This window comes from Phytobacter massiliensis JC163, from assembly GCF_000321045.1.
GTDB lineage: Bacteria > Pseudomonadota > Gammaproteobacteria > Enterobacterales > Enterobacteriaceae > Phytobacter_A > Phytobacter_A massiliensis.
In genome coordinates this window covers 550,402-568,477 of record NZ_HE578945.1, presented here as the reverse complement: position 1 = coordinate 568,477, position 18,076 = coordinate 550,402, and the positions used below count along the sequence as shown (strand labels likewise).

Genomic DNA, 18,076 nt, shown 5'->3' with positions numbered 1-18,076 from the left:
CTGGAAATCGAAATTAAGATAACAAAAGTCTCCCATCGCTGGGAGACGATTTAACGCTTTCGTGAAAGCAGATCACGAAATAATTTTCACACAGGCATTTATTGCAACAGACTATTTTGAACAGGCCTTAGTTTTCAGTTTCCTCAAGTTTGCACGCGTTGCACGGCAGATTTTTACCGATCAGATAACGATAGCAGGCCGCCCCCGCGCATCCCCCGATAACGGTGGCAAACATCGGCACCAGGAAATAAGGAATTTCGCGTCCGCCCGTAAAGGCGATGTCGCCCCAGCCAGCAAAGTAGAGGAAAATTTTCGGACCGAAGTCACGGGCCGGATTCATGGCGAACCCGGTTAGCGGCCCAAGAGACGCGCCAATAACCGCCACCAGAATACCGATCAACAGCGGCGCCAGAGGGCCACGCGGCACCCCGTTGCCATCGTCAGTTAACGCCATGATCATGCACATGAAGATGGAGGTGATCACCATTTCCACCAGCGCCGCCTGCCAGATACTTAACGCCGGAGCCGCGTACGTGGTAAACAGACCCGCCAGCTGCAGGCTCTCCGCGCTTCCCCGCACCAGGTTGTGGGCGGTTTCATAGTCGATAAACACGCTATAGTAGAGCAGATAAACTATCGTCGCACCGCCGCACGCGCCGGCTATTTGCGAAATGATGTACGGCACGACTTTACGCACGGGAAAACAGGCGAAAAGCCATAACGCGATGGTCACCACCGGGTTCAGGTGCGCCCCGGACACCCCTGCGGTGAGATAGACCGCCAGTGAAATGCCCAACCCCCAGATGATGCAAATTTCCCACCATCCAAGCGTCACTCCGGCAACTTTCATGGCGCACAGGCATCCGATCCCAAAAAACATAAACAGGCCTGTGCCTAAAAACTCGGCAATACATTGCGCCTTAAGTGAATCATTCATATGTCATCTTCCAGGTTGAGTCACATTCACACCAGCACGCCTGAAGCTGGCAGTAGGGTAAGGGTACAGCGCGCCCACTATAGAAATGACCCGGCGAAAAGTGTTGGCATCCTCGCGATAAAAACGCCAAAAAAGTCGCTTCTCGATAACACTATTTTGTCATTGAAAAGGGCTGCACCTGGTGGCTGGCGGTAATAAATAAAGAAATGGGGAGCGGCGGCAAATAACAAATTATTGCGATTTTTGTTGTGCTGTTTTATAGCCTTGCTCACAGAATGAACCTCGCCCGCGCAAATATCACAGAGAAAAAATAAAGTCACCCTCAAAAATGTAAATATGAAATTGACATAGCAAGAATTTACCATTCACTAAATATTAATAAACTCATTAAAATCAAACAAATACATTTAATTTAAGCAATTTTTTACCTTTATTACACCAGGATGTTTTGAATGCAAATTCAAGACAGCCATTCTTTTTCCTCGCTTATTTGTATAGTCCAAAAATCAGCGCAACCTTATCGAGGTCATTATGCAACAAGAAGCATTAGGAATGGTGGAAACCAAAGGCTTAACCGCAGCAATTGAAGCGGCAGATGCAATGGTGAAATCCGCCAACGTCATGTTGGTCGGCTACGAAAAAATAGGTTCTGGCCTGGTGACGGTAATTGTTCGCGGCGATGTTGGCGCCGTGAAGGCAGCAACCGACGCGGGCGCGGCGGCAGCCGCTCAGGTGGGTGAAGTGAAAGCCGTACACGTTATCCCACGCCCGCACACCGACGTAGAAAAAATCTTACCCAAGGGAATTAGCCAATGAGTAGCAATGACCTGGTGGAACAGATCATGGCTCAGGTGATCGCAAAAGTGTCCTCACCGGCACCTGCGGCCTCCCCCACTGTAACCCATCCACAACGAGAGACGGCTATGGCAGAAAAAAGCTGCAGTTTAACGGAATTTGTCGGCACAGCAATCGGCGACACGGTAGGTCTGGTGATTGCCAACGTGGACAGCGCCCTTCTTGACGCAATGAAGCTTGAGAAGCGCTATCGCTCCATCGGCATCCTCGGCGCCCGCACCGGCGCAGGCCCGCACATCATGGCGGCGGACGAAGCGGTCAAAGCGACCAACACCGAAGTGATCAGCATTGAGCTTCCCCGCGATACCAAAGGCGGCGCGGGCCACGGCTCGCTGATCCTGTTTGGCGGTAATGACGTTTCCGACGTCAAACGCGCCATCGAAGTGGCACTGAAAGAGCTGGATCGCACCTTCGGCGATGTCTACGGCAACGAAGCGGGCCACATCGAATTGCAATATACCGCTCGCGCCAGCTACGCGCTGGAAAAAGCCTTCGGCGCGCCGGTTGGCCGCTCCTGCGGGGTGATTGTCGGCGCACCGGCCTCTATCGGGGTACTGATGGCCGATACCGCACTGAAATCGGCCAACGTGGAAGTGGTGGCCTACAGCTCACCGGCTAAAGGCACCAGCTTTAGTAACGAAGTCATTTTAGTGATTTCAGGGGACTCCGGCGCGGTACGCCAGGCGGTCATTTCCGCGCGTGAAATCGGCAAAACCGTACTGGGCACGATGGGTGCGGAACCGAAAAACGACCGTCCGTCCTACATCTGATAACAGAGAGGCTGTTTCATGAGATCGAAACGATTTGAAGCCCTGGCGAAACGCCCCGTTAACCAGGACGGCTTTGTAAAAGAATGGATTGAAGAAGGCTTTATCGCGATGGAAAGCCCCAACGATCCGAAACCCTCTATTCGCATTGTTGACGGCGTTGTTACCGAACTGGACGGCAAGCCCGCCAGTCAGTTTGACCTGATTGACCACTTTATCGCTCGCTACGGCATCAACCTGGCCCGCGCTGAAGAGGTAATGGCGATGGACTCGGTGAAGCTGGCCAATATGCTTTGCGATCCTAACGTTAAGCGCAGCGATATCGTGCCGCTGACCACCGCGATGACCCCGGCGAAAATCGTCGAAGTGGTATCGCACATGAACGTGGTTGAGATGATGATGTCGATGCAGAAAATGCGCGCGCGTCGGACGCCATCACAGCAGGCGCACGTGACTAACGTTAAAGATAACCCGGTGCAGATTGCGGCCGACGCCGCCGAAGGCGCATTCCGTGGTTTTGACGAACAGGAAACCACCGTCGCCGTCGCCCGCTACGCGCCGTTCAACGCTATCGCGCTGCTGGTTGGCTCCCAGGTCGGGCGTCCGGGCGTGCTGACCCAATGTTCGCTGGAAGAAGCCACCGAGCTGAAGCTGGGGATGCTGGGCCACACCTGCTACGCGGAAACCATCTCCGTGTACGGTACTGAGCCCGTCTTCACCGACGGTGATGACACCCCCTGGTCAAAAGGTTTCCTTGCCTCTTCTTACGCCTCTCGCGGCCTGAAAATGCGCTTCACCTCCGGCTCCGGCTCCGAGGTGCAGATGGGCTACGCCGAGGGCAAATCCATGCTCTATCTGGAAGCGCGCTGCATCTACATCACCAAAGCGGCGGGCGTTCAGGGGCTGCAAAACGGTTCTGTAAGCTGCGTCGGCGTACCTTCTGCTGTGCCGTCGGGTATTCGTGCGATTCTGGCAGAAAACCTGATCTGCGCCGCGCTGGATCTTGAGTGCGCCTCCAGTAACGACCAGACCTTTACCCACTCGGATATGCGCCGTACCGCGCGCCTGCTGATGCAGTTCCTGCCGGGCACCGACTTCATCTCCTCCGGTTATTCCGCCGTGCCGAACTACGACAACATGTTCGCGGGCTCGAACGAAGACGCCGAAGACTTCGATGACTACAACGTCATTCAGCGCGACCTGAAAGTTGACGGCGGCCTGCGTCCAGTACGCGAAGAAGACGTCATTGCCATCCGTAACAAAGCCGCACGCGCCCTGCAGGCCGTCTTCGCCGGTATGGGCCTGCCGCCTATCACCGATGAAGAAGTGGAGGCCGCGACCTACGCGCACGGCTCCAAAGACATGCCGGAACGCAACATCGTTGAAGATATCAAGTTCGCGCAGGAGATCATCAACAAAAACCGTAACGGTCTGGAAGTGGTAAAAGCGCTGGCGCAGGGCGGCTTCAAAGATGTCGCTCAGGACATGCTCAACATTCAGAAAGCCAAGCTGACCGGCGACTATCTGCATACCTCCGCCATTATCGTCGGCGACGGGCTGGTGCTTTCCGCGGTTAACGATGTGAACGACTATGCCGGTCCGGCAACGGGTTATCGCCTGCAGGGTGAACGCTGGGAAGAGATCAAAAATATCCCTGGCGCACTTGATCCGAATGAAATGGGCTAAGGGGTGAATGATGGAAATCAACGAAAAATTGCTGCGTCAGATTATCGAAGACGTGCTGGTAGAGATGCAGTCCAGCGATAAGAAAGTGTCATTTAACGCCCAGCCTGCCAGCGCCCCCCAGCCTGCGGCAACGGCCGATGGCGGCTTTCTGACTGAAATCGGCGAGGCGAAGCCCGGTACGCAACAGGACGAAGTGATCGTTGCTGTCGGCCCCGCTTTCGGCCTGTCGCAAACGGTCAACATCGTCGGCCTGCCGCATAAGAGCATCCTGCGCGAAGTGATTGCGGGCATTGAGGAAGAAGGCGTCAAGGCGCGCGTTATCCGCTGCTTTAAATCGTCCGACGTGGCGTTTGTCGCGGTTGAAGGCAACCGTCTGAGCGGCTCCGGTATCTCCATTGGCATTCAGTCCAAAGGCACCACCGTTATCCACCAGCAGGGATTGCCGCCGCTCTCTAACCTGGAGCTGTTCCCGCAGGCGCCCCTGCTGACGCTGGAGACCTACCGGCAGATTGGTAAAAACGCCGCGCGGTACGCCAAACGCGAATCGCCGCAGCCGGTGCCGACGCTGAACGATCAGATGGCGCGGCCAAAATATCAGGCCAAGTCCGCGATTCTGCACATTAAAGAAACCAAATATGTCGTGACGGGTAAAAACCCGCAAGAGCTGCGCGTTGCGCTTTAAAAGGACACCACCATGAATGCTGATGCAATTGAATCAATGGTTCGTGATGTGCTTAGCCGCATGAATAGCCTGCAGGGCGAAACGTCCCCGGCGACCTCCCCGGCTCCGGCTGGCGGCACGACGCACCAGGCCAAAGTCAGCGACTACCCGCTGGCGAACAAGCACCCGGAGTGGGTGAAAACCTCCACCAACAAAACGCTGGATGAGCTAACGCTTGAGAGCGTTCTGAGCGGCAAAATCACCGCTCAGGATATGCGCATCACCCCGGAAACCCTGCGTATCCAGGCGTCTATCGCCAAAGATGCCGGGCGCGACCGGCTGGCGATGAACTTCGAGCGTGCCGCAGAGCTGACCGCCGTACCGGATGACCGCATCCTTGAAATCTATAACGCGCTGCGCCCGTACCGCTCCACCAAACAGGAGCTGCTGGACATCGCCGAGGATCTGGAAAGCCGCTACAAAGCCAAAATCTGCGCGGCGTTTGTTCGTGAGGCGGCAGCGCTTTACGTGGAACGTAAAAAACTCAAAGGCGACGATTAATACAGGGATGACCTATGCGTTATATAGCTGGCATTGACATTGGTAACTCGTCAACCGAAGTGGCTCTGGCGAGAGTGGAGGCAACGGGCGCGCTCAACATCGTGAGCAGCGCGCTTGCGGAAACGACGGGCATTAAAGGCACGCTGCGCAATGTGTTTGGCATTGAGGAAGCGCTGAATAAAGTCGTGGCGGGTGCCGGTATCTCTGTCAGCGATATTTCGCTTATCCGTATTAACGAAGCGACGCCGGTCATCGGCGATGTGGCGATGGAGACCATTACGGAAACCATCATTACCGAATCGACAATGATTGGTCACAACCCCAAAACGCCGGGCGGCGCTGGCCTCGGCGTTGGGGTCACTATTACGCCCGATGAGCTGCTGACCTGCTCATCGGACAAACCCTACATCCTGGTAGTCTCGGCAAATTATGATTTTGCCGATGTGGCAAAGATGGTGAACGCCGCCACCCAGGCCGGCTACCAGATCAACGGCATCATCCTGCAGCGGGACGATGGCGTGCTGGTCAATAACCGGCTGGAAAGGCCGGTTCCTATTGTTGATGAAGTGCTCTATATCGAGCGTATTCCGATGGGCATGCTGGCGGCCGTCGAGGTTGCCGTACCTGGCAAAGTTATCGAAAGCCTCTCCAACCCTTACGGTATCGCCACCGTTTTCTCCCTGAGCGCGGAAGAGACTCGCAACATCGTACCGGTGGCCAGAGCGCTTATCGGCAACCGCTCCGCCGTGGTTGTGAAGACGCCATCCGGTGATGTGAAAGCACGCTCTATTCCGGCGGGCAATATAGAACTGCTCGCCAACGGCCGGACGGTGCGCGTCGATGTGGCCGCAGGCGCGGACGCCATCATGAAGGCGGTCAACGCCTGCCCGGCGCTGGATAACGTCACCGGCGAGGCGGGAACCAATATCGGCGGCATGCTGGAACACGTTCGCCAGACGATGGCGGAACTGACCAACAAGCCGAGCAGCGAAGTTTATATTCAGGATCTGCTGGCGGTGGATACCGCCGTGCCGGTCAACGTAACGGGCGGCCTGGCGGGCGAGTTCTCGCTGGAACAGGCGGTAGGCATCGCCTCGATGGTGAAATCTGACCGCCTGCAAATGGCGATGATCGCCCGTGAAATCGAACAAAAATTACATGTCGAAGTGCAGGTAGGCGGCGCGGAAGCCGAAGCCGCTATTTTCGGCGCGCTCACGACGCCGGGCACCTCCCGGCCGCTGGCTATTCTCGACCTTGGCGCGGGCTCGACCGACGCCTCCATTATCAACCCGCAGGGAGAGATCACCGCCACCCATCTGGCAGGGGCAGGCGACATGGTCACGATGATCATCGCCCGCGAGCTGGGGCTGGACGACCGGTATCTGGCCGAGGAGATCAAAAAATACCCTCTCGCTAAAGTCGAAAGCCTTTTCCACCTGCGTCATGAGGACGGCAGCGTGCAGTTTTTCCCGACGCCCCTGCCCCCCAGCGTCTTCGCCCGCGTCTGCGTGGTGAAGCCTGACGAACTGGTCCCCCTGCCCGGCGATCTGGCGCTGGAAAAAGTACGGCTGGTTCGCCGTAGCGCCAAAGAGCGCGTGTTCGTGACCAACGCCCTGCGCGCGCTGCGTCAGGTAAGCCCTACCGGAAATATCCGCGACATCCCCTTTGTGGTGCTTGTCGGCGGCTCCTCGCTGGATTTTGAAGTGCCGCAGCTGGTCACCGACGCCCTTGCCCATTTCCGGCTGGTTGCCGGGCGGGGAAATATTCGCGGCGTTGAAGGGCCGCGTAACGCAGTGGCGACCGGGCTGATTCTCTCCTGGCAGAAGGAGTTCGCTAATGGACATTAACCAGGAGAGCCCGGTCATCGTCATTACCGCCCTCGCCGACTGCCAGGCGCAGTGGCAGGAAGTGCTGTGGGGAATCGAAGAGGAAGGCATTCCCTGGCGCTGGCAGCAGGCCGCCGGGGCGGACGTTGTCGCCCACGCATGGCAGGCGGCAAACCAGTCAGCGCTGCTGGTGGGCCTTGCCTGCGACAGCCAGAAACTGGTGATTCACTACCGAAATTTACCGGCATCAGCGCCGCTTTTTACGCTGATGCTCAATGAAGACCTCCAGTCCCGGCGCGCCGCGGGTAACAACGCCGCCAGACTGGTGAAGGGGATACCGTTCCGGTAACCACTTTTATCCATAAACAGGAGATACGCAGTATGAACAACGCATTGGGACTGGTTGAAACAAAAGGTCTGGTGGGTGCAATCGAAGCCGCCGATGCCATGGTGAAGTCCGCCAATGTGCAGCTGGTGGGTTACGAAAAAATTGGCTCTGGTCTGGTTACCGTGATGGTTCGCGGCGATGTCGGCGCGGTTAAAGCGGCCGTGGATGCAGGCTCTGCGGCGGCAAGCGCGGTAGGCGAAGTGAAATCCTGCCACGTGATCCCGCGCCCGCACAGCGACGTCGAAGCCATTTTACCGAAATCAGCCTGATCGGCGGATAAAGGAGCACAGCGTGAAGCAATCACTGGGATTACTCGAAGTTAGCGGTCTGGCGCTGGCCATTAGTTGCGCGGATGTTATGGCGAAAGCCGCTTCCATCACGCTGCTGGGCATGGAAAAAACCAATGGCTCAGGCTGGACCGTTATCAAAATCGCTGGTGATGTGGCCTCCGTTCAGTCGGCCATTCTCACCGGCGCCAGTTTTGCGCAAACGCGCAAGGGTCTGGTGGCGCAAAAAGTTATTGCCCGTCCCGGCGAGGGCATTATGCCCCCTGCGCCGCAGGCGGAAATAACCCACAGCGCGCCCTTACCCGTCAGCGAACCGATCGTGGAACATGTGGTGGAGCATGTGGAAGAAGAGGCACTGGCTGAAAAGACGGCAATTGCAGAAGCGACGGCTGCGCCACACGCCATGCAGCTCGTCACCTGCAATCTGTGTCTCGACCCGGCATGCCCGCGTTTAAAAGGGGAACCGCGCTCGCTATGCATTCATAGCGGTCAGCGAGGGGAATAATTATGGATAAGCAGTTAGTCGAAAATGTTGTCACTCAGGTGCTGGACGAGATGCGCGCTCGTCCTATCCCGCTGGGTATATCGAACCGACATATCCATCTGTCACAGCAGGATTTCAACCGGTTATTTCCGGGGCAATCCGTTAGCGTAAAAAAAGCACTCTTGCAGCCTGGCTTCTTCGCGGCGGAGCAAACCGTCACCCTGGTCGGGCCAAAAGGGCAGCTTAAAAATGTGCGTCTGCTTGGCCCGCTGCGTGGCGCAAGCCAGGTCGAGATTTCTCGTACCGATGCGCGCACCCTTGGGGTTGCCGCCCCGCTGCGAATGTCCGGCAACCTGGCGGGAACACCGGGGATTAAGCTGGTCAGTCCCTATGCCGAAATCGAGCTGGAAGCAGGGGTGATCGTTGCGCAGCGGCATATTCACATGTCGCCGCTGGACGCGCTGGTGCTGCGCGTCGCCCACGGCGACAACGTCTGCGTCGCCATCGAGAGCAGCGGCCGACGGCTGATTTTCGATGATGTCGCCATCCGCGTTGCCCCCGGCATGCTGCTGGAGATGCATATCGATACCGACGAGGCCAACGCCGCCGGCGCGGACGCGCCCGACGCAGTGGCCAGACTGGTGGCGCGCCCATGAATAACGAACAGATGCAGCGCATTGTGGAACTCATCGTCGCCCGCCTGCTGGCACGGCAGGGGAATCTCCTCAAGCTGAGCCAGGAGGAGCTGCGCCATGCCAGCGCGATGCGTTTATTCCTTACTCACGACCAGCTTCGCGTAACGCAGACGGATCTCTGTTTCCTGCGCGATCTGGCCGAAGGGGATCGGGATAACACTGCGGTGGCGCATCTGTTCGAGGCGCTGGCGCTGGGAATGAAGGTGGAGATCGCCCTCCACCATCGCCTGCTTGGCAGCCTGCCTCTCAAAGCGCTGGCAAAACTGCCCCTGACCTTCAGCGATGAAACAGGAACGCCGGTCATTGCCCTTACATCCAGGCTTCTGAGCTACCGGGATATTGTCGGCCTGAGCGGGTGCTGGTTAGTCACCTCGCGTAAGACCCTTATCACCGCGCTGGCGCGGGAAGCCGTGGTTTCGCAACACATACGACTCGTGAAGCAGGAGTAGATCATGCATCTCGCAAGGGTTACTGGCTCAGTGGTGTCGACACAAAAATCATCCTCGCTGGTGGGCAAAAAATTATTGCTGGTGCGTCGCGTATCAGCAGATGGCGAACTGCCCGCCTCCCCGACCCAGGGCGATGAAGTCGCCGTCGACTCCGTGGGCGCTGGCGTCGGGGAGCTGGTGCTGCTCAGCAGCGGTTCCAGCGCGAGACATGTCTTTTCCGGCCCGAACGAAGCCATTGATCTGGCCGTTGTGGGCATCGTCGATACGCTGTCGCGTTAAGGAGTAAGAATGGCTATTTACACCCGGACCGGCGACGCGGGAACCACCGCGCTGTTTAGCGGACAGCGCGTCAGCAAGACCCACCCGCGGGTAGAGACTTACGGCACGCTGGATGAGCTGAACTCGGCGTTGAGCCTGTGCGCCTGCGCCGTTCGCGCGCCGCAAAGCCAGCCGATTCTCGAAGCGATCCAGCTGCGTATTTTCTGGTTTAGCGCGGAGCTGGCGACGGAAAGCGAAGCGCCATCGCCGAAACAGCGCTACGTCGGCAGCGAAGATATTGCCGCCCTTGAACAGGCAATCGACAACGCCATGGCCGTGGTGCCGGATGTGCACAGCTTTGTGCTGCCGGGGCGCAGTGAATCCGCCAGCAGGCTGCACTTTGCCCGCACCCTTGCGCGTAAAGCAGAGCGCCGGCTGGTGGAGCTTAACGAGCAGGTGAACGTGCGTCAGGTTCTGATGCGCTACATCAACCGCCTCTCTGACTGTCTCTATGCCCTGGCGCGCCTGGAAGATCATCTGGCGCATCAGGAAAAAGTGATTACGGAAGTGGCAGCCCGTTATCGCGCCGCGACGCAGCCCCTGACGGCGAAAGCGAACGCGGCCTCGCTCTCTTTTCATGAACTTCATCAGCTTGCCAAAGCGGCCCTGACTTACGCCGACGCCATCAATGTTCCGGTGGTCATCAGCGTGGTGGATGCCCAGGGCATTGGCATGCTGAACTGGCGGATGCCGGGCGCGCTGCTGGTGAGCAGTGAACTGGCCCCCAAAAAAGCCTGGACGGCGGTGGCGATGAAATCGGCCACGCATGAACTTTCTGACGCGGTGCAACCCGGACGCCCGCTGTATGGCCTTGATACGCACATGGAAGGCAAGGTCGTGACCTTTGGCGGCGGTTATCCCCTCTGGCGCGACGGCGAAATTATTGGTGGTCTTGGTATCAGCGGCGGCTCCGTTGAACAGGACATGGATATTGCTCAGACCGCAATCGCGGCGATCAACATGGGAAAAAAATAATGAATCCGACCGAACTCGAAACCCTTATTCGCACCATTCTGAGCGAACAGCTTTCCCCGACGGAAGAGAAACAGGCAGGCGGTGAGAAAGGCGTTTTCGCCACCCCGGCGGAAGCGATTGATGCGGCGCATCAGGCCTTTTTACGCTATCAGCAGTGCCCGCTGAAAACCCGCAGCGCCATTATCAGCGCCATTCGTGACGAACTGGCTCCTCACCTGGCCACGCTTGCCGAAGAGAGCGCCAGCGAAACCGGCATGGGTAATAAAGAAGATAAACTGCTTAAAAACAAGGCGGCGCTGGAAAACACGCCGGGCATTGAAGATCTCACCACCACTGCCCTGACGGGCGATGGCGGCATGGTGCTGTTCGAATACTCGCCGTTTGGCGTGATTGGCTCCGTCGCCCCCAGCACCAACCCGACAGAAACCATTATCAACAACAGCATCAGCATGCTGGCGGCTGGCAACACCGTCTATTTCAGCCCGCATCCTGGCGCGAAAAAAGTTTCGCTGAAACTGATCCGCATGATTGAAGACATCGCGTTTCGCAGCACGGGAATTCGCAATCTGGTGGTGACCGTTGCCGAGCCTACCTTTGAAGCCACTCAGCAGATGATGGCGCACCCGAAGATCGCCCTGCTGGCGATCACCGGCGGGCCAGGGATCGTGCTGATGGGGCTTAAGAGCGGTAAGAAGGTCGTCGGCGCAGGCGCGGGCAACCCGCCGTGCATCGTTGACGAAACCGCCGATCTGGTTAAAGCCGCAGAAGACATCATTAACGGCGCATCATTTGATTACAACCTGCCCTGTATCGCAGAAAAGAGCCTGATTGTGGTTGAGTGCGTGGCGGATCGTCTGGTGCAGCAGATGCAGGCCTTCGGCGCGCTGCGCATTACCGGCAGCGACATCGATAAGCTGCGCGCGGCCTGTATTCACGACGGCGTCGCCAATAAAAAACTGGTCGGCAAAAGCCCGGCGGTCATTCTGCAGGCTGCTGGCCTGAGCGTACCGCCCAAAGCGCCGCGCCTGCTTATTGCCGAAGTAGCGGGCGACGATCCGCTGGTCACGGCAGAGCAGCTTATGCCGGTGCTGCCGGTCGTGCGGGTGAAAGATTTCGACGCGGCCCTCGCCCTGGCGCTGGTTGTGGAAGAAGGGTTACACCACACCGCCGTGATGCACTCGCAAAACGTCTCCCGCCTGAACCTGGCGGCAAGACGGCTGCAAACCTCCATTTTCGTTAAGAACGGCCCCTCTTATGCCGGGATCGGCGTCGGCGGCGAAGGCTTTACCACCTTTACTATCGCCACGCCGACCGGCGAAGGGACAACATCCGCGAAGACCTTTGCCCGCTCGCGCCGCTGTGTATTGACCAATGGATTCTCTATCCGCTAAGCGAGGTGGCTATGAACAGATTTTCGCTGCAAACGCGGCTCTACAGCGGAGCGGGAAGCCTTGATGTTCTCAAGCGTTTTCGCAACAAGCATATCTGGGTGATCTGCGACGGGTTTCTCGCCCGTTCGCCGCTGATTGAGATGCTGCGCCAGGCCATTCCGGCAGACAACCAGGTCAGCGTGTTTAGCGATATCACCCCTGACCCGACGATTGCAACGGTGGTGGAAGGCATCAAACAGATGCATGCCATCAGGCCGCAGGTGGTGATTGGCTTCGGCGGCGGGTCCGCGCTGGATGCGGCAAAAGCGATAGTCTGGTTCAGCAAGCAGCAGGGAGTCAATATCGAAACCTGTGTGGCGATCCCCACCACCAGCGGCACCGGCTCGGAGGTGACCAGCGCCTGTGTCATCAGCGATCCGGACAAGGGCATCAAATACCCGTTATTTGACAATGCGCTCTATCCGGATATTGCCATTCTGGACCCGGCGCTGGTGGTGAGCGTACCGCCAGCCATCACCGCCAATACCGGCATGGACGTGCTGACGCATGCGCTGGAGGCCTATGTTTCGCCCCATGCCAGCGACTTCACCGACGCGCTGGCGGAAAAGGCTACACAGCTGGTATTCCAGTATCTGCCCGTTGCCGTGCGCAAGGGCGACTGTCTGGCGACCCGGGGCAAAATGCACAACGCGTCAACCCTCGCCGGGATGGCGTTTAGCCAGGCGGGCCTGGGCATTAACCACGCTATCGCCCACCAGCTTGGCGGCCAGTTTCACCTGCCGCACGGCCTGGCGAATGCGGTTCTGCTGCCCTCGGTGATCTGCTTTAACGCCGGAGACGCGCGGGCGGCGAAGCGCTATGCGCGGCTCGCCAAAGCCTGCCATTTTTGCCCGTCCGGGGCGAATGAGCAGATCGCCACCGGCTCGCTGATTCGTCAGGTTGAACAGCTGCGCCAGCAGTGCGACGTGCCGCCCTTTGCCGCAGCGCTGAAAGTCGATGCCCGTCAGTTCCGCGAACGTATTCCGGCAATGGTTGCCGCCGCGCTGGCGGATGTCACGCTGAAAACCACACCGCGCCCGGCAAGCGCTGAGGATATCCGTCATCTGCTGGAGGGCTTACTGTGAGTGAAGCTGCGGTTTTGTTAAATCCTCCGGGAGAGATCCACAGCGCCAGCGCCGAAGCGATACGCGAACGCGTACGCGCAGCGGGCGTGGTGGGCGCGGGCGGAGCCGGTTTCCCTACCCACGTCAAACTTCAGGCGCAGGTAGAGATCTTCTTAGTGAACGCCGCCGAATGCGAGCCGATGCTCAAGGTCGACCAGCAGCTGATGGCGCAGCAGGCGGCGCGGCTGGTACGCGGCGTGCTCTACGGTATGCGGGCGACCGGCGCTACTGAGGGCATTATCGCGCTCAAAGAGAAGTATCACGCGGCGATTGAGGCGCTCACCCCCCTTCTTCCCGGCCAGATCCGCTTACATATTCTGCCGGATGTCTATCCCGCCGGGGATGAAGTGATCACTATCTGGCTGGCGACCGGGCGTCGCGTGCCGCCTGCCGCGCTGCCGGTCAGCGTTGGCGTGGTTGTCAACAATGTGCAGACGGTGCTCAACATTGCCCGCGCCGTTGAGCAGCAGTACCCGGTGACGCGGCGCACCCTGACGGTTAACGGCGCGGTGCGTCACCCGCTCACGGTTACCGTGCCGCTGGGTATGCCGCTGCGCGAGGTGCTGGCCCTGGCGGGCGGCGCCACCGTGGATAAGCCAGGTTTTATTAACGGCGGCCCGATGATGGGCGGCCTTATTCCCTCTATTGACGCGCCGGTAACGAAAACCACCGGCGGGCTGCTGGTGCTGCCTGAGTCGCACCCGCTGATCCAGCGCCGCCTGCAGGATGACCGCACGGTGCTGACCATCGCCCGGACCGTCTGCGAACAGTGCCGGTTATGTACCGATCTCTGTCCGCGCCATCTGATTGGCCATGAGCTTTCACCGCATCTGCTGGTACGCGCCGTTAACTACCAGAATGTCGCCACGCCGCAAACCCTGCTCAGCGCACTGACCTGTTCCGAGTGCAACGTCTGCGAAAGCGTCGCCTGCCCGGTGGGCATCTCGCCTATGCGGGTCAACCGACTGTTGAAGCGCGAACTGCGCGCCAGCGGCGCGCGCTATACAGGGCCGCTTCGCGAGGCGGATGAGATGGCGCGCTACCGCCTGACGCCGGTGAAACGCCTTATCAGCAAACTCGGCCTGCGTGAGTGGTATCAGGACGCACCGATGATACAGAGCGACATCGCGCCTTCCCGCGTGGAGCTGCTGCTGCGTCAGCATATCGGCGCGCCCGCGGTGCCTTGCGTGAAAGCGGGCGATCGGGTGAGCCGGGGGCAGTGCATTGCCGACATTCCGCCAGAGGCGCTGGGCGCGCCGCTTCATGCCAGTATCGATGGCGTTGTCGCCTCGGTGACGGACCAGGCTATTACAGTTGTACGAGGATAACCATGTCACAGGCTATTGGAATACTAGAACTTACCAGCATCGCAAAGGGCATGGAGCTGGGCGACGCCATGCTTAAAAGCGCCAACGTTAAGCTGCTGGTCAGTAAAACGCTCTGCCCCGGCAAGTTTTTGGTGATGATCGGCGGCGATGTCGGCGCCGTACAGCAGGCGATTGCCACCGGCGACAGTCAGGCAGGAGAAATGCTGGTGGACAGCCTGGTGCTGCCGAACATCCACGCCAGCGTCCTCCCCGCCATTAGCGGGCTGAACCCCGTTGAGACGCGCCAGGCGGTCGGCATTGTTGAAACATGGAGCGTCGCCGCCTGCGTCAGCGCGGCTGACAAAGCGGTCAAAGCGGCCAACGTTACGCTGGTACGTGTGCATATGGCCTTCGGCATCGGCGGCAAGTGTTACATGGTGGTCACGGGCGATATCTCCGACGTTGAAAATGCCGTTACCGTCGCCAGCGAAAGCGCCGGAGAGAAAGGCCTGCTGGTTTATCGCTCGGTTATCCCGCGTCCGCACGAGGCGATGTGGCGACAGATGGTGGAGGGTTAATGGAGACGCAACGCAGTACGGAACGCATGATTCAGGAGTACGTGCCCGGTAAGCAGGTAACGCTGGCCCATCTCATCGCCAACCCCGGTAAAGATCTCTATAAGAAGCTGGGCCTGAGCGAAACGGCCTCCGCCATTGGTATTTTGACCATTACTCCCAGCGAAGCGTCGATTATCGCCTGCGATATCGCCACCAAATCCGGGGCGGTCGAGATCGGCTTTATCGACCGCTTTACCGGCGCGGTGGTGCTGACCGGCGATGTCTCGTCGGTGGAGTACGCGCTGCGCCAGGTGACCCGTTCGCTGGGTGAAATGCTGCACTTTACCACCTGCCAGGTGACGCGGACCTGATGATGAAACGAATGATGCTAATAGGCCCGAGCCAGTGCGGCAAAACCTCGCTCACGCAACGGCTGCGCGGCGAAGCGATGCGTTATCAGAAGACCCAAGCCATTGTCTGGGCGCCGGACGCCATCGACACGCCGGGGGAGTATATCGAAAACCGCTGCTTGTACAGCGCCCTGCTGACCAGCGCCTGCGAAGCGGACGTTGTGGCGCTGGTGCTGAATGCCGACACACAGTGGTGCCCCTTCTCGCCCGGCTTCACCCTGCCGATGAACCGTCCGACCATTGGCATCGTCACCAAAGCCGATCTGGCGAATGAACAACAGATAACCCAGGCCGGAGAGTGGCTGACACAGTCCGGCGCAGAACAACTTTTTATCACCAGCGCGCAAACCGGTCAGGGTATTGCCGAGGTGATGGCTTTTCTTCAACCCCAGGAGCATGCATGTCCCGCACAATAATGGCGATTAACGCCGGGAGTTCTTCGCTTAAATTCCAGCTTCTTACCATGCCTGAGGGCACCGTACTGTGCCAGGGCCTGATCGAGCGTATTGGTCTTACCGACGCTATTTTCACCCTCAAACAGGGCGACAATAAATGGCAGGAAACCCGGCCTATCGGCGATCATAAAGCGGCCGCCAACCTGCTGCTGGAGAAGCTGATTTCACATCGCATCATTCCCTCGCTGGCGGCCATTGACGGCGTCGGGCACCGGGTGGCGCACGGGGGCGAAACCTTCAAAGATTCTGCGCTGATTACCGATGAAGCGCTGGCGGAGATTGAACGGCTAGCCGAGCTGGCGCCGTTGCATAACCCGGTCAACGCGGCGGGCATTCGTATCTTTCGCCAGGCGCTGCCGCACGCGCCTGCGGTGGCGGTGTTCGATACCTCGTTCCACCAGACGCTGGAACCCAACGCCTATGTTTACCCGTTACCGTGGCGGTATTACGCGGAGCTGGGCATCCGCCGCTACGGTTTTCACGGCACCAGCCACAAATATGTCAGCCACCTGCTGGCGGAAAAGCTCGGCGTCCCCCTTAGCGCGCTGCGGGTCATCACCTGCCACCTGGGCAACGGCAGCAGCCTGTGTGCCATAAAAGGCGGCCATTCCGTCAACACCTCAATGGGCTTTACCCCCCAGTCCGGCGTGATGATGGGCACCCGCAGCGGCGATATCGATCCCTCTATTCTGCCCTGGCTGGCGCAGAAGGAGAGTCAAACGCCAGCGCAGCTTAATACCCTGCTTAACAACGAGTCAGGGCTGCTGGGCATATCTGGCGTATCCAATGACTATCGTGACGTTGAGAAGGCAGCTGACGAAGGCAATGACCGGGCAGCGCTGGCCCTGACCCTCTTTGCCGAGCGTATCCGCGCTACGATTGGCAGCTATGTGATGCAGCTTGGCGGGCTGGATGTTCTGCTGTTTACCGGCGGTATCGGTGAAAACTCCGCCCGGGCGCGGGCGGCCATCTGCCGCGATCTGCACTTCCTCGGGCTGGATATCGATAGTGACAAAAACAGCCGCAACGCGACCTTTATCCAGTCTGATTATTCGATGGTGAAAGTGGCGGTTATTAATACCAATGAAGAGTTGATGATCGCCCGCGATGTCATGCGCATCGGTATCGCCCAACCTGTGGAGGCAGAAGTATGACAGGCAAAGTCTGGCTGGTTGGCGCGGGTCCCGGCGATCCGGGCCTGATGACGGTAAAAGGGCTGAACTGTCTGCGCGAGGCGCAGGCGGTGGTGTTTGACCGTCTGGTCAACCCCGAGCTGCTGCGCGAAGCGCCTGCGGGCTGCGAGTTCCATGACGTGGGTAAAGAGGCCAACTGCCACCCAATCCCCCAGCCGCAAATCAATCAAATCCTGATTGACTGCGCCCGGCGCGGACTCAGGGTGGTGCGCCTGAAAGGGGGCGATCCGTTTGTCTTCGGGCGCGGCAGTGAAGAGGCGCAGGCGCTACGGGCGTGTGGGATCGCCTGTGAAGTTGTCCCCGGTATTACCTCCGCCATCGGCGGGCTGGCCGCCGCAGGTATTCCGGTCACCCATCGGGATTTCGCCTCCAGCTTTCACGTTGTTACCGGCCATTTGCAGGACGGTAAAGCGCCGCAGGACTGGAGCAAGCTGGCGGCGCTGCCCGGCACGCTGATTATTCTGATGGGCATGTCGCAAATCCGCGAGATTTGCGCGGCGCTGATGGAAGCAGGCAAACCTGCCGATACGCCAGCGGCGGTCGTGATGCGCGCCAGCACGCCTGCCCAGCAGGTGCTGACAGCCTCTCTTTCCCGACTGGCAGACGAGAGCGAGGCGGCTGGTTTTCGCGCGCCCGCGCTGATTGCCATCGGCGCGGTGGTTAGCCTGCGCGAAATCCTGGCGTTCAGCTAAGCCGCGTGACACTATCCGG

22 protein-coding genes are annotated in these 18,076 nt (G+C 58.9%); 21 read left to right on the top strand and 1 reads right to left on the bottom strand.

Translation table 11 applies throughout. The features are described 5' to 3' along the window. Positions 1-127 precede the first annotated feature (127 nt). Entirely contained in the window at positions 128-937 is an 810-nt protein-coding gene (locus ENTHG_RS02855; RefSeq protein ID WP_044173258.1) for an MIP/aquaporin family protein, read from the bottom strand. 531 nt (positions 938-1,468) lie between these two features. Between ENTHG_RS02855 and pduA the strand changes: the two genes are divergently transcribed. From pduA to cobA, 21 genes are read left to right on the top strand one after another with little or no spacing between them, the layout of a single operon-like run. Beyond that, positions 1,469-1,753, top strand: a complete 285-nt coding sequence (gene pduA, locus ENTHG_RS02850) for a propanediol utilization microcompartment protein PduA (RefSeq protein WP_041851904.1) — start codon at positions 1,469-1,471, stop codon at positions 1,751-1,753. Beyond that, positions 1,750-2,562 carry a propanediol utilization microcompartment protein PduB gene (pduB, locus tag ENTHG_RS02845; RefSeq protein WP_044173255.1) on the top strand — a complete coding sequence of 271 codons (813 nt, stop codon included), beginning with the start codon at positions 1,750-1,752 and terminating at the stop codon, positions 2,560-2,562. The genes pduA and pduB overlap by 4 nt, the downstream gene beginning before the upstream one ends. Positions 2,563-2,580: 18 nt before the next feature. Then, positions 2,581-4,245 (top strand): propanediol dehydratase large subunit PduC, encoded by a 1,665-nt coding sequence (gene pduC / locus ENTHG_RS02840; RefSeq protein WP_044173253.1) that lies wholly within the window; start codon positions 2,581-2,583, stop codon positions 4,243-4,245. Between the two features lie 10 nt (positions 4,246-4,255). Then, entirely contained in the window at positions 4,256-4,927 is a 672-nt protein-coding gene (gene pduD / locus ENTHG_RS02835; protein WP_044173251.1) for a propanediol dehydratase medium subunit PduD, read from the top strand. Positions 4,928-4,939: 12 nt separating this feature from the next. Then, entirely contained in the window at positions 4,940-5,467 is a 528-nt protein-coding gene (gene pduE / locus ENTHG_RS02830; RefSeq protein WP_044173249.1) for a propanediol dehydratase small subunit PduE, read from the top strand. 14 nt (positions 5,468-5,481) lie between these two features. Continuing rightward, positions 5,482-7,314 (top strand): diol dehydratase reactivase subunit alpha, encoded by a 1,833-nt coding sequence (locus tag ENTHG_RS02825; protein ID WP_044173247.1) that lies wholly within the window; start codon positions 5,482-5,484, stop codon positions 7,312-7,314. Then, positions 7,304-7,642 carry a glycerol dehydratase reactivase beta/small subunit family protein gene (locus ENTHG_RS02820; RefSeq protein ID WP_044173245.1) on the top strand — a complete coding sequence of 113 codons (339 nt, stop codon included), beginning with the start codon at positions 7,304-7,306 and terminating at the stop codon, positions 7,640-7,642. The genes ENTHG_RS02825 and ENTHG_RS02820 overlap by 11 nt, the downstream gene beginning before the upstream one ends. 32 nt (positions 7,643-7,674) lie before the next feature. After that, positions 7,675-7,950 (top strand): propanediol utilization microcompartment protein PduJ, encoded by a 276-nt coding sequence (pduJ, locus tag ENTHG_RS02815; protein WP_004853788.1) that lies wholly within the window; start codon positions 7,675-7,677, stop codon positions 7,948-7,950. 22 nt (positions 7,951-7,972) lie between these two features. Then, positions 7,973-8,473: a BMC domain-containing protein gene (locus tag ENTHG_RS02810; protein ID WP_044173241.1), complete on the top strand. Its 501-nt coding sequence runs from the start codon at positions 7,973-7,975 to the stop codon at positions 8,471-8,473. Between the two features lie 2 nt (positions 8,474-8,475). Next, positions 8,476-9,108, top strand: coding sequence for a phosphate propanoyltransferase (locus tag ENTHG_RS02805; protein ID WP_044173239.1), 633 nt, complete (start codon positions 8,476-8,478; stop codon positions 9,106-9,108). After that, entirely contained in the window at positions 9,105-9,596 is a 492-nt protein-coding gene (pduM, locus tag ENTHG_RS02800) for a microcompartment protein PduM (RefSeq protein WP_044173237.1), read from the top strand. The genes ENTHG_RS02805 and pduM overlap by 4 nt, the downstream gene beginning before the upstream one ends. Before the next feature lie 3 nt (positions 9,597-9,599). Next, complete coding sequence (gene pduN / locus ENTHG_RS02795; protein ID WP_044173235.1) at positions 9,600-9,875, top strand: propanediol utilization microcompartment protein PduN; 276 nt, start codon at positions 9,600-9,602, stop codon at positions 9,873-9,875. Positions 9,876-9,884: 9 nt separating this feature from the next. Then, on the top strand, positions 9,885-10,889 hold the full coding sequence (pduO, locus tag ENTHG_RS02790; protein WP_044173233.1) for a two-domain cob(I)yrinic acid a,c-diamide adenosyltransferase PduO: 1,005 nt from the start codon (positions 9,885-9,887) through the stop codon (positions 10,887-10,889). Beyond that, on the top strand, positions 10,889-12,280 hold the full coding sequence (gene pduP / locus ENTHG_RS02785) for a CoA-acylating propionaldehyde dehydrogenase PduP (protein WP_044173232.1): 1,392 nt from the start codon (positions 10,889-10,891) through the stop codon (positions 12,278-12,280). Before pduO ends, pduP begins: the two co-directional genes overlap by 1 nt. 11 nt (positions 12,281-12,291) lie before the next feature. After that, entirely contained in the window at positions 12,292-13,404 is a 1,113-nt protein-coding gene (locus tag ENTHG_RS02780) for a 1-propanol dehydrogenase PduQ (protein WP_044173230.1), read from the top strand. Between the two features lie 14 nt (positions 13,405-13,418). After that, positions 13,419-14,771 (top strand): 4Fe-4S dicluster domain-containing protein, encoded by a 1,353-nt coding sequence (locus tag ENTHG_RS02775; RefSeq protein WP_052332688.1) that lies wholly within the window; start codon positions 13,419-13,421, stop codon positions 14,769-14,771. 2 nt (positions 14,772-14,773) lie between these two features. After that, entirely contained in the window at positions 14,774-15,328 is a 555-nt protein-coding gene (pduT, locus tag ENTHG_RS02770; RefSeq protein ID WP_044173225.1) for a propanediol utilization microcompartment protein PduT, read from the top strand. Next, complete coding sequence (gene pduU, locus ENTHG_RS02765; protein ID WP_041851920.1) at positions 15,328-15,678, top strand: propanediol utilization microcompartment protein PduU; 351 nt, start codon at positions 15,328-15,330, stop codon at positions 15,676-15,678. The genes pduT and pduU overlap by 1 nt, the downstream gene beginning before the upstream one ends. Before the next feature lie 2 nt (positions 15,679-15,680). Continuing rightward, positions 15,681-16,133 (top strand): EutP/PduV family microcompartment system protein, encoded by a 453-nt coding sequence (pduV, locus tag ENTHG_RS02760; RefSeq protein WP_044178907.1) that lies wholly within the window; start codon positions 15,681-15,683, stop codon positions 16,131-16,133. Then, positions 16,118-17,326 (top strand): acetate/propionate family kinase, encoded by a 1,209-nt coding sequence (locus ENTHG_RS02755; RefSeq protein ID WP_044173222.1) that lies wholly within the window; start codon positions 16,118-16,120, stop codon positions 17,324-17,326. Before pduV ends, ENTHG_RS02755 begins: the two co-directional genes overlap by 16 nt. After that, on the top strand, positions 17,323-18,057 hold the full coding sequence (gene cobA / locus ENTHG_RS02750; RefSeq protein WP_044173220.1) for a uroporphyrinogen-III C-methyltransferase: 735 nt from the start codon (positions 17,323-17,325) through the stop codon (positions 18,055-18,057). Before ENTHG_RS02755 ends, cobA begins: the two co-directional genes overlap by 4 nt. Positions 18,058-18,076: the final 19 nt, after the last annotated feature.

Coding starts and splice junctions, on each gene's coding strand:
- ENTHG_RS02805 (WP_044173239.1), top strand. CDS start 8,476: ATGGATAAGCAGTTAGTCGAAAATGTTGTCACTCAGGTGCTGGACGAG.
- pduB (WP_044173255.1), top strand. CDS start 1,750: ATGAGTAGCAATGACCTGGTGGAACAGATCATGGCTCAGGTGATCGCA.
- pduO (WP_044173233.1), top strand. CDS start 9,885: ATGGCTATTTACACCCGGACCGGCGACGCGGGAACCACCGCGCTGTTT.
- ENTHG_RS02755 (WP_044173222.1), top strand. CDS start 16,118: ATGTCCCGCACAATAATGGCGATTAACGCCGGGAGTTCTTCGCTTAAA.
- pduV (WP_044178907.1), top strand. CDS start 15,681: ATGAAACGAATGATGCTAATAGGCCCGAGCCAGTGCGGCAAAACCTCG.
- ENTHG_RS02780 (WP_044173230.1), top strand. CDS start 12,292: ATGAACAGATTTTCGCTGCAAACGCGGCTCTACAGCGGAGCGGGAAGC.
- ENTHG_RS02855 (WP_044173258.1), bottom strand. CDS start 937: ATGAATGATTCACTTAAGGCGCAATGTATTGCCGAGTTTTTAGGCACA.
- pduM (WP_044173237.1), top strand. CDS start 9,105: ATGAATAACGAACAGATGCAGCGCATTGTGGAACTCATCGTCGCCCGC.
- ENTHG_RS02820 (WP_044173245.1), top strand. CDS start 7,304: ATGGACATTAACCAGGAGAGCCCGGTCATCGTCATTACCGCCCTCGCC.
- pduA (WP_041851904.1), top strand. CDS start 1,469: ATGCAACAAGAAGCATTAGGAATGGTGGAAACCAAAGGCTTAACCGCA.
- pduT (WP_044173225.1), top strand. CDS start 14,774: ATGTCACAGGCTATTGGAATACTAGAACTTACCAGCATCGCAAAGGGC.
- pduJ (WP_004853788.1), top strand. CDS start 7,675: ATGAACAACGCATTGGGACTGGTTGAAACAAAAGGTCTGGTGGGTGCA.
- pduU (WP_041851920.1), top strand. CDS start 15,328: ATGGAGACGCAACGCAGTACGGAACGCATGATTCAGGAGTACGTGCCC.
- pduC (WP_044173253.1), top strand. CDS start 2,581: ATGAGATCGAAACGATTTGAAGCCCTGGCGAAACGCCCCGTTAACCAG.
- pduE (WP_044173249.1), top strand. CDS start 4,940: ATGAATGCTGATGCAATTGAATCAATGGTTCGTGATGTGCTTAGCCGC.
- ENTHG_RS02825 (WP_044173247.1), top strand. CDS start 5,482: ATGCGTTATATAGCTGGCATTGACATTGGTAACTCGTCAACCGAAGTG.
- cobA (WP_044173220.1), top strand. CDS start 17,323: ATGACAGGCAAAGTCTGGCTGGTTGGCGCGGGTCCCGGCGATCCGGGC.
- pduD (WP_044173251.1), top strand. CDS start 4,256: ATGGAAATCAACGAAAAATTGCTGCGTCAGATTATCGAAGACGTGCTG.
- pduP (WP_044173232.1), top strand. CDS start 10,889: ATGAATCCGACCGAACTCGAAACCCTTATTCGCACCATTCTGAGCGAA.
- pduN (WP_044173235.1), top strand. CDS start 9,600: ATGCATCTCGCAAGGGTTACTGGCTCAGTGGTGTCGACACAAAAATCA.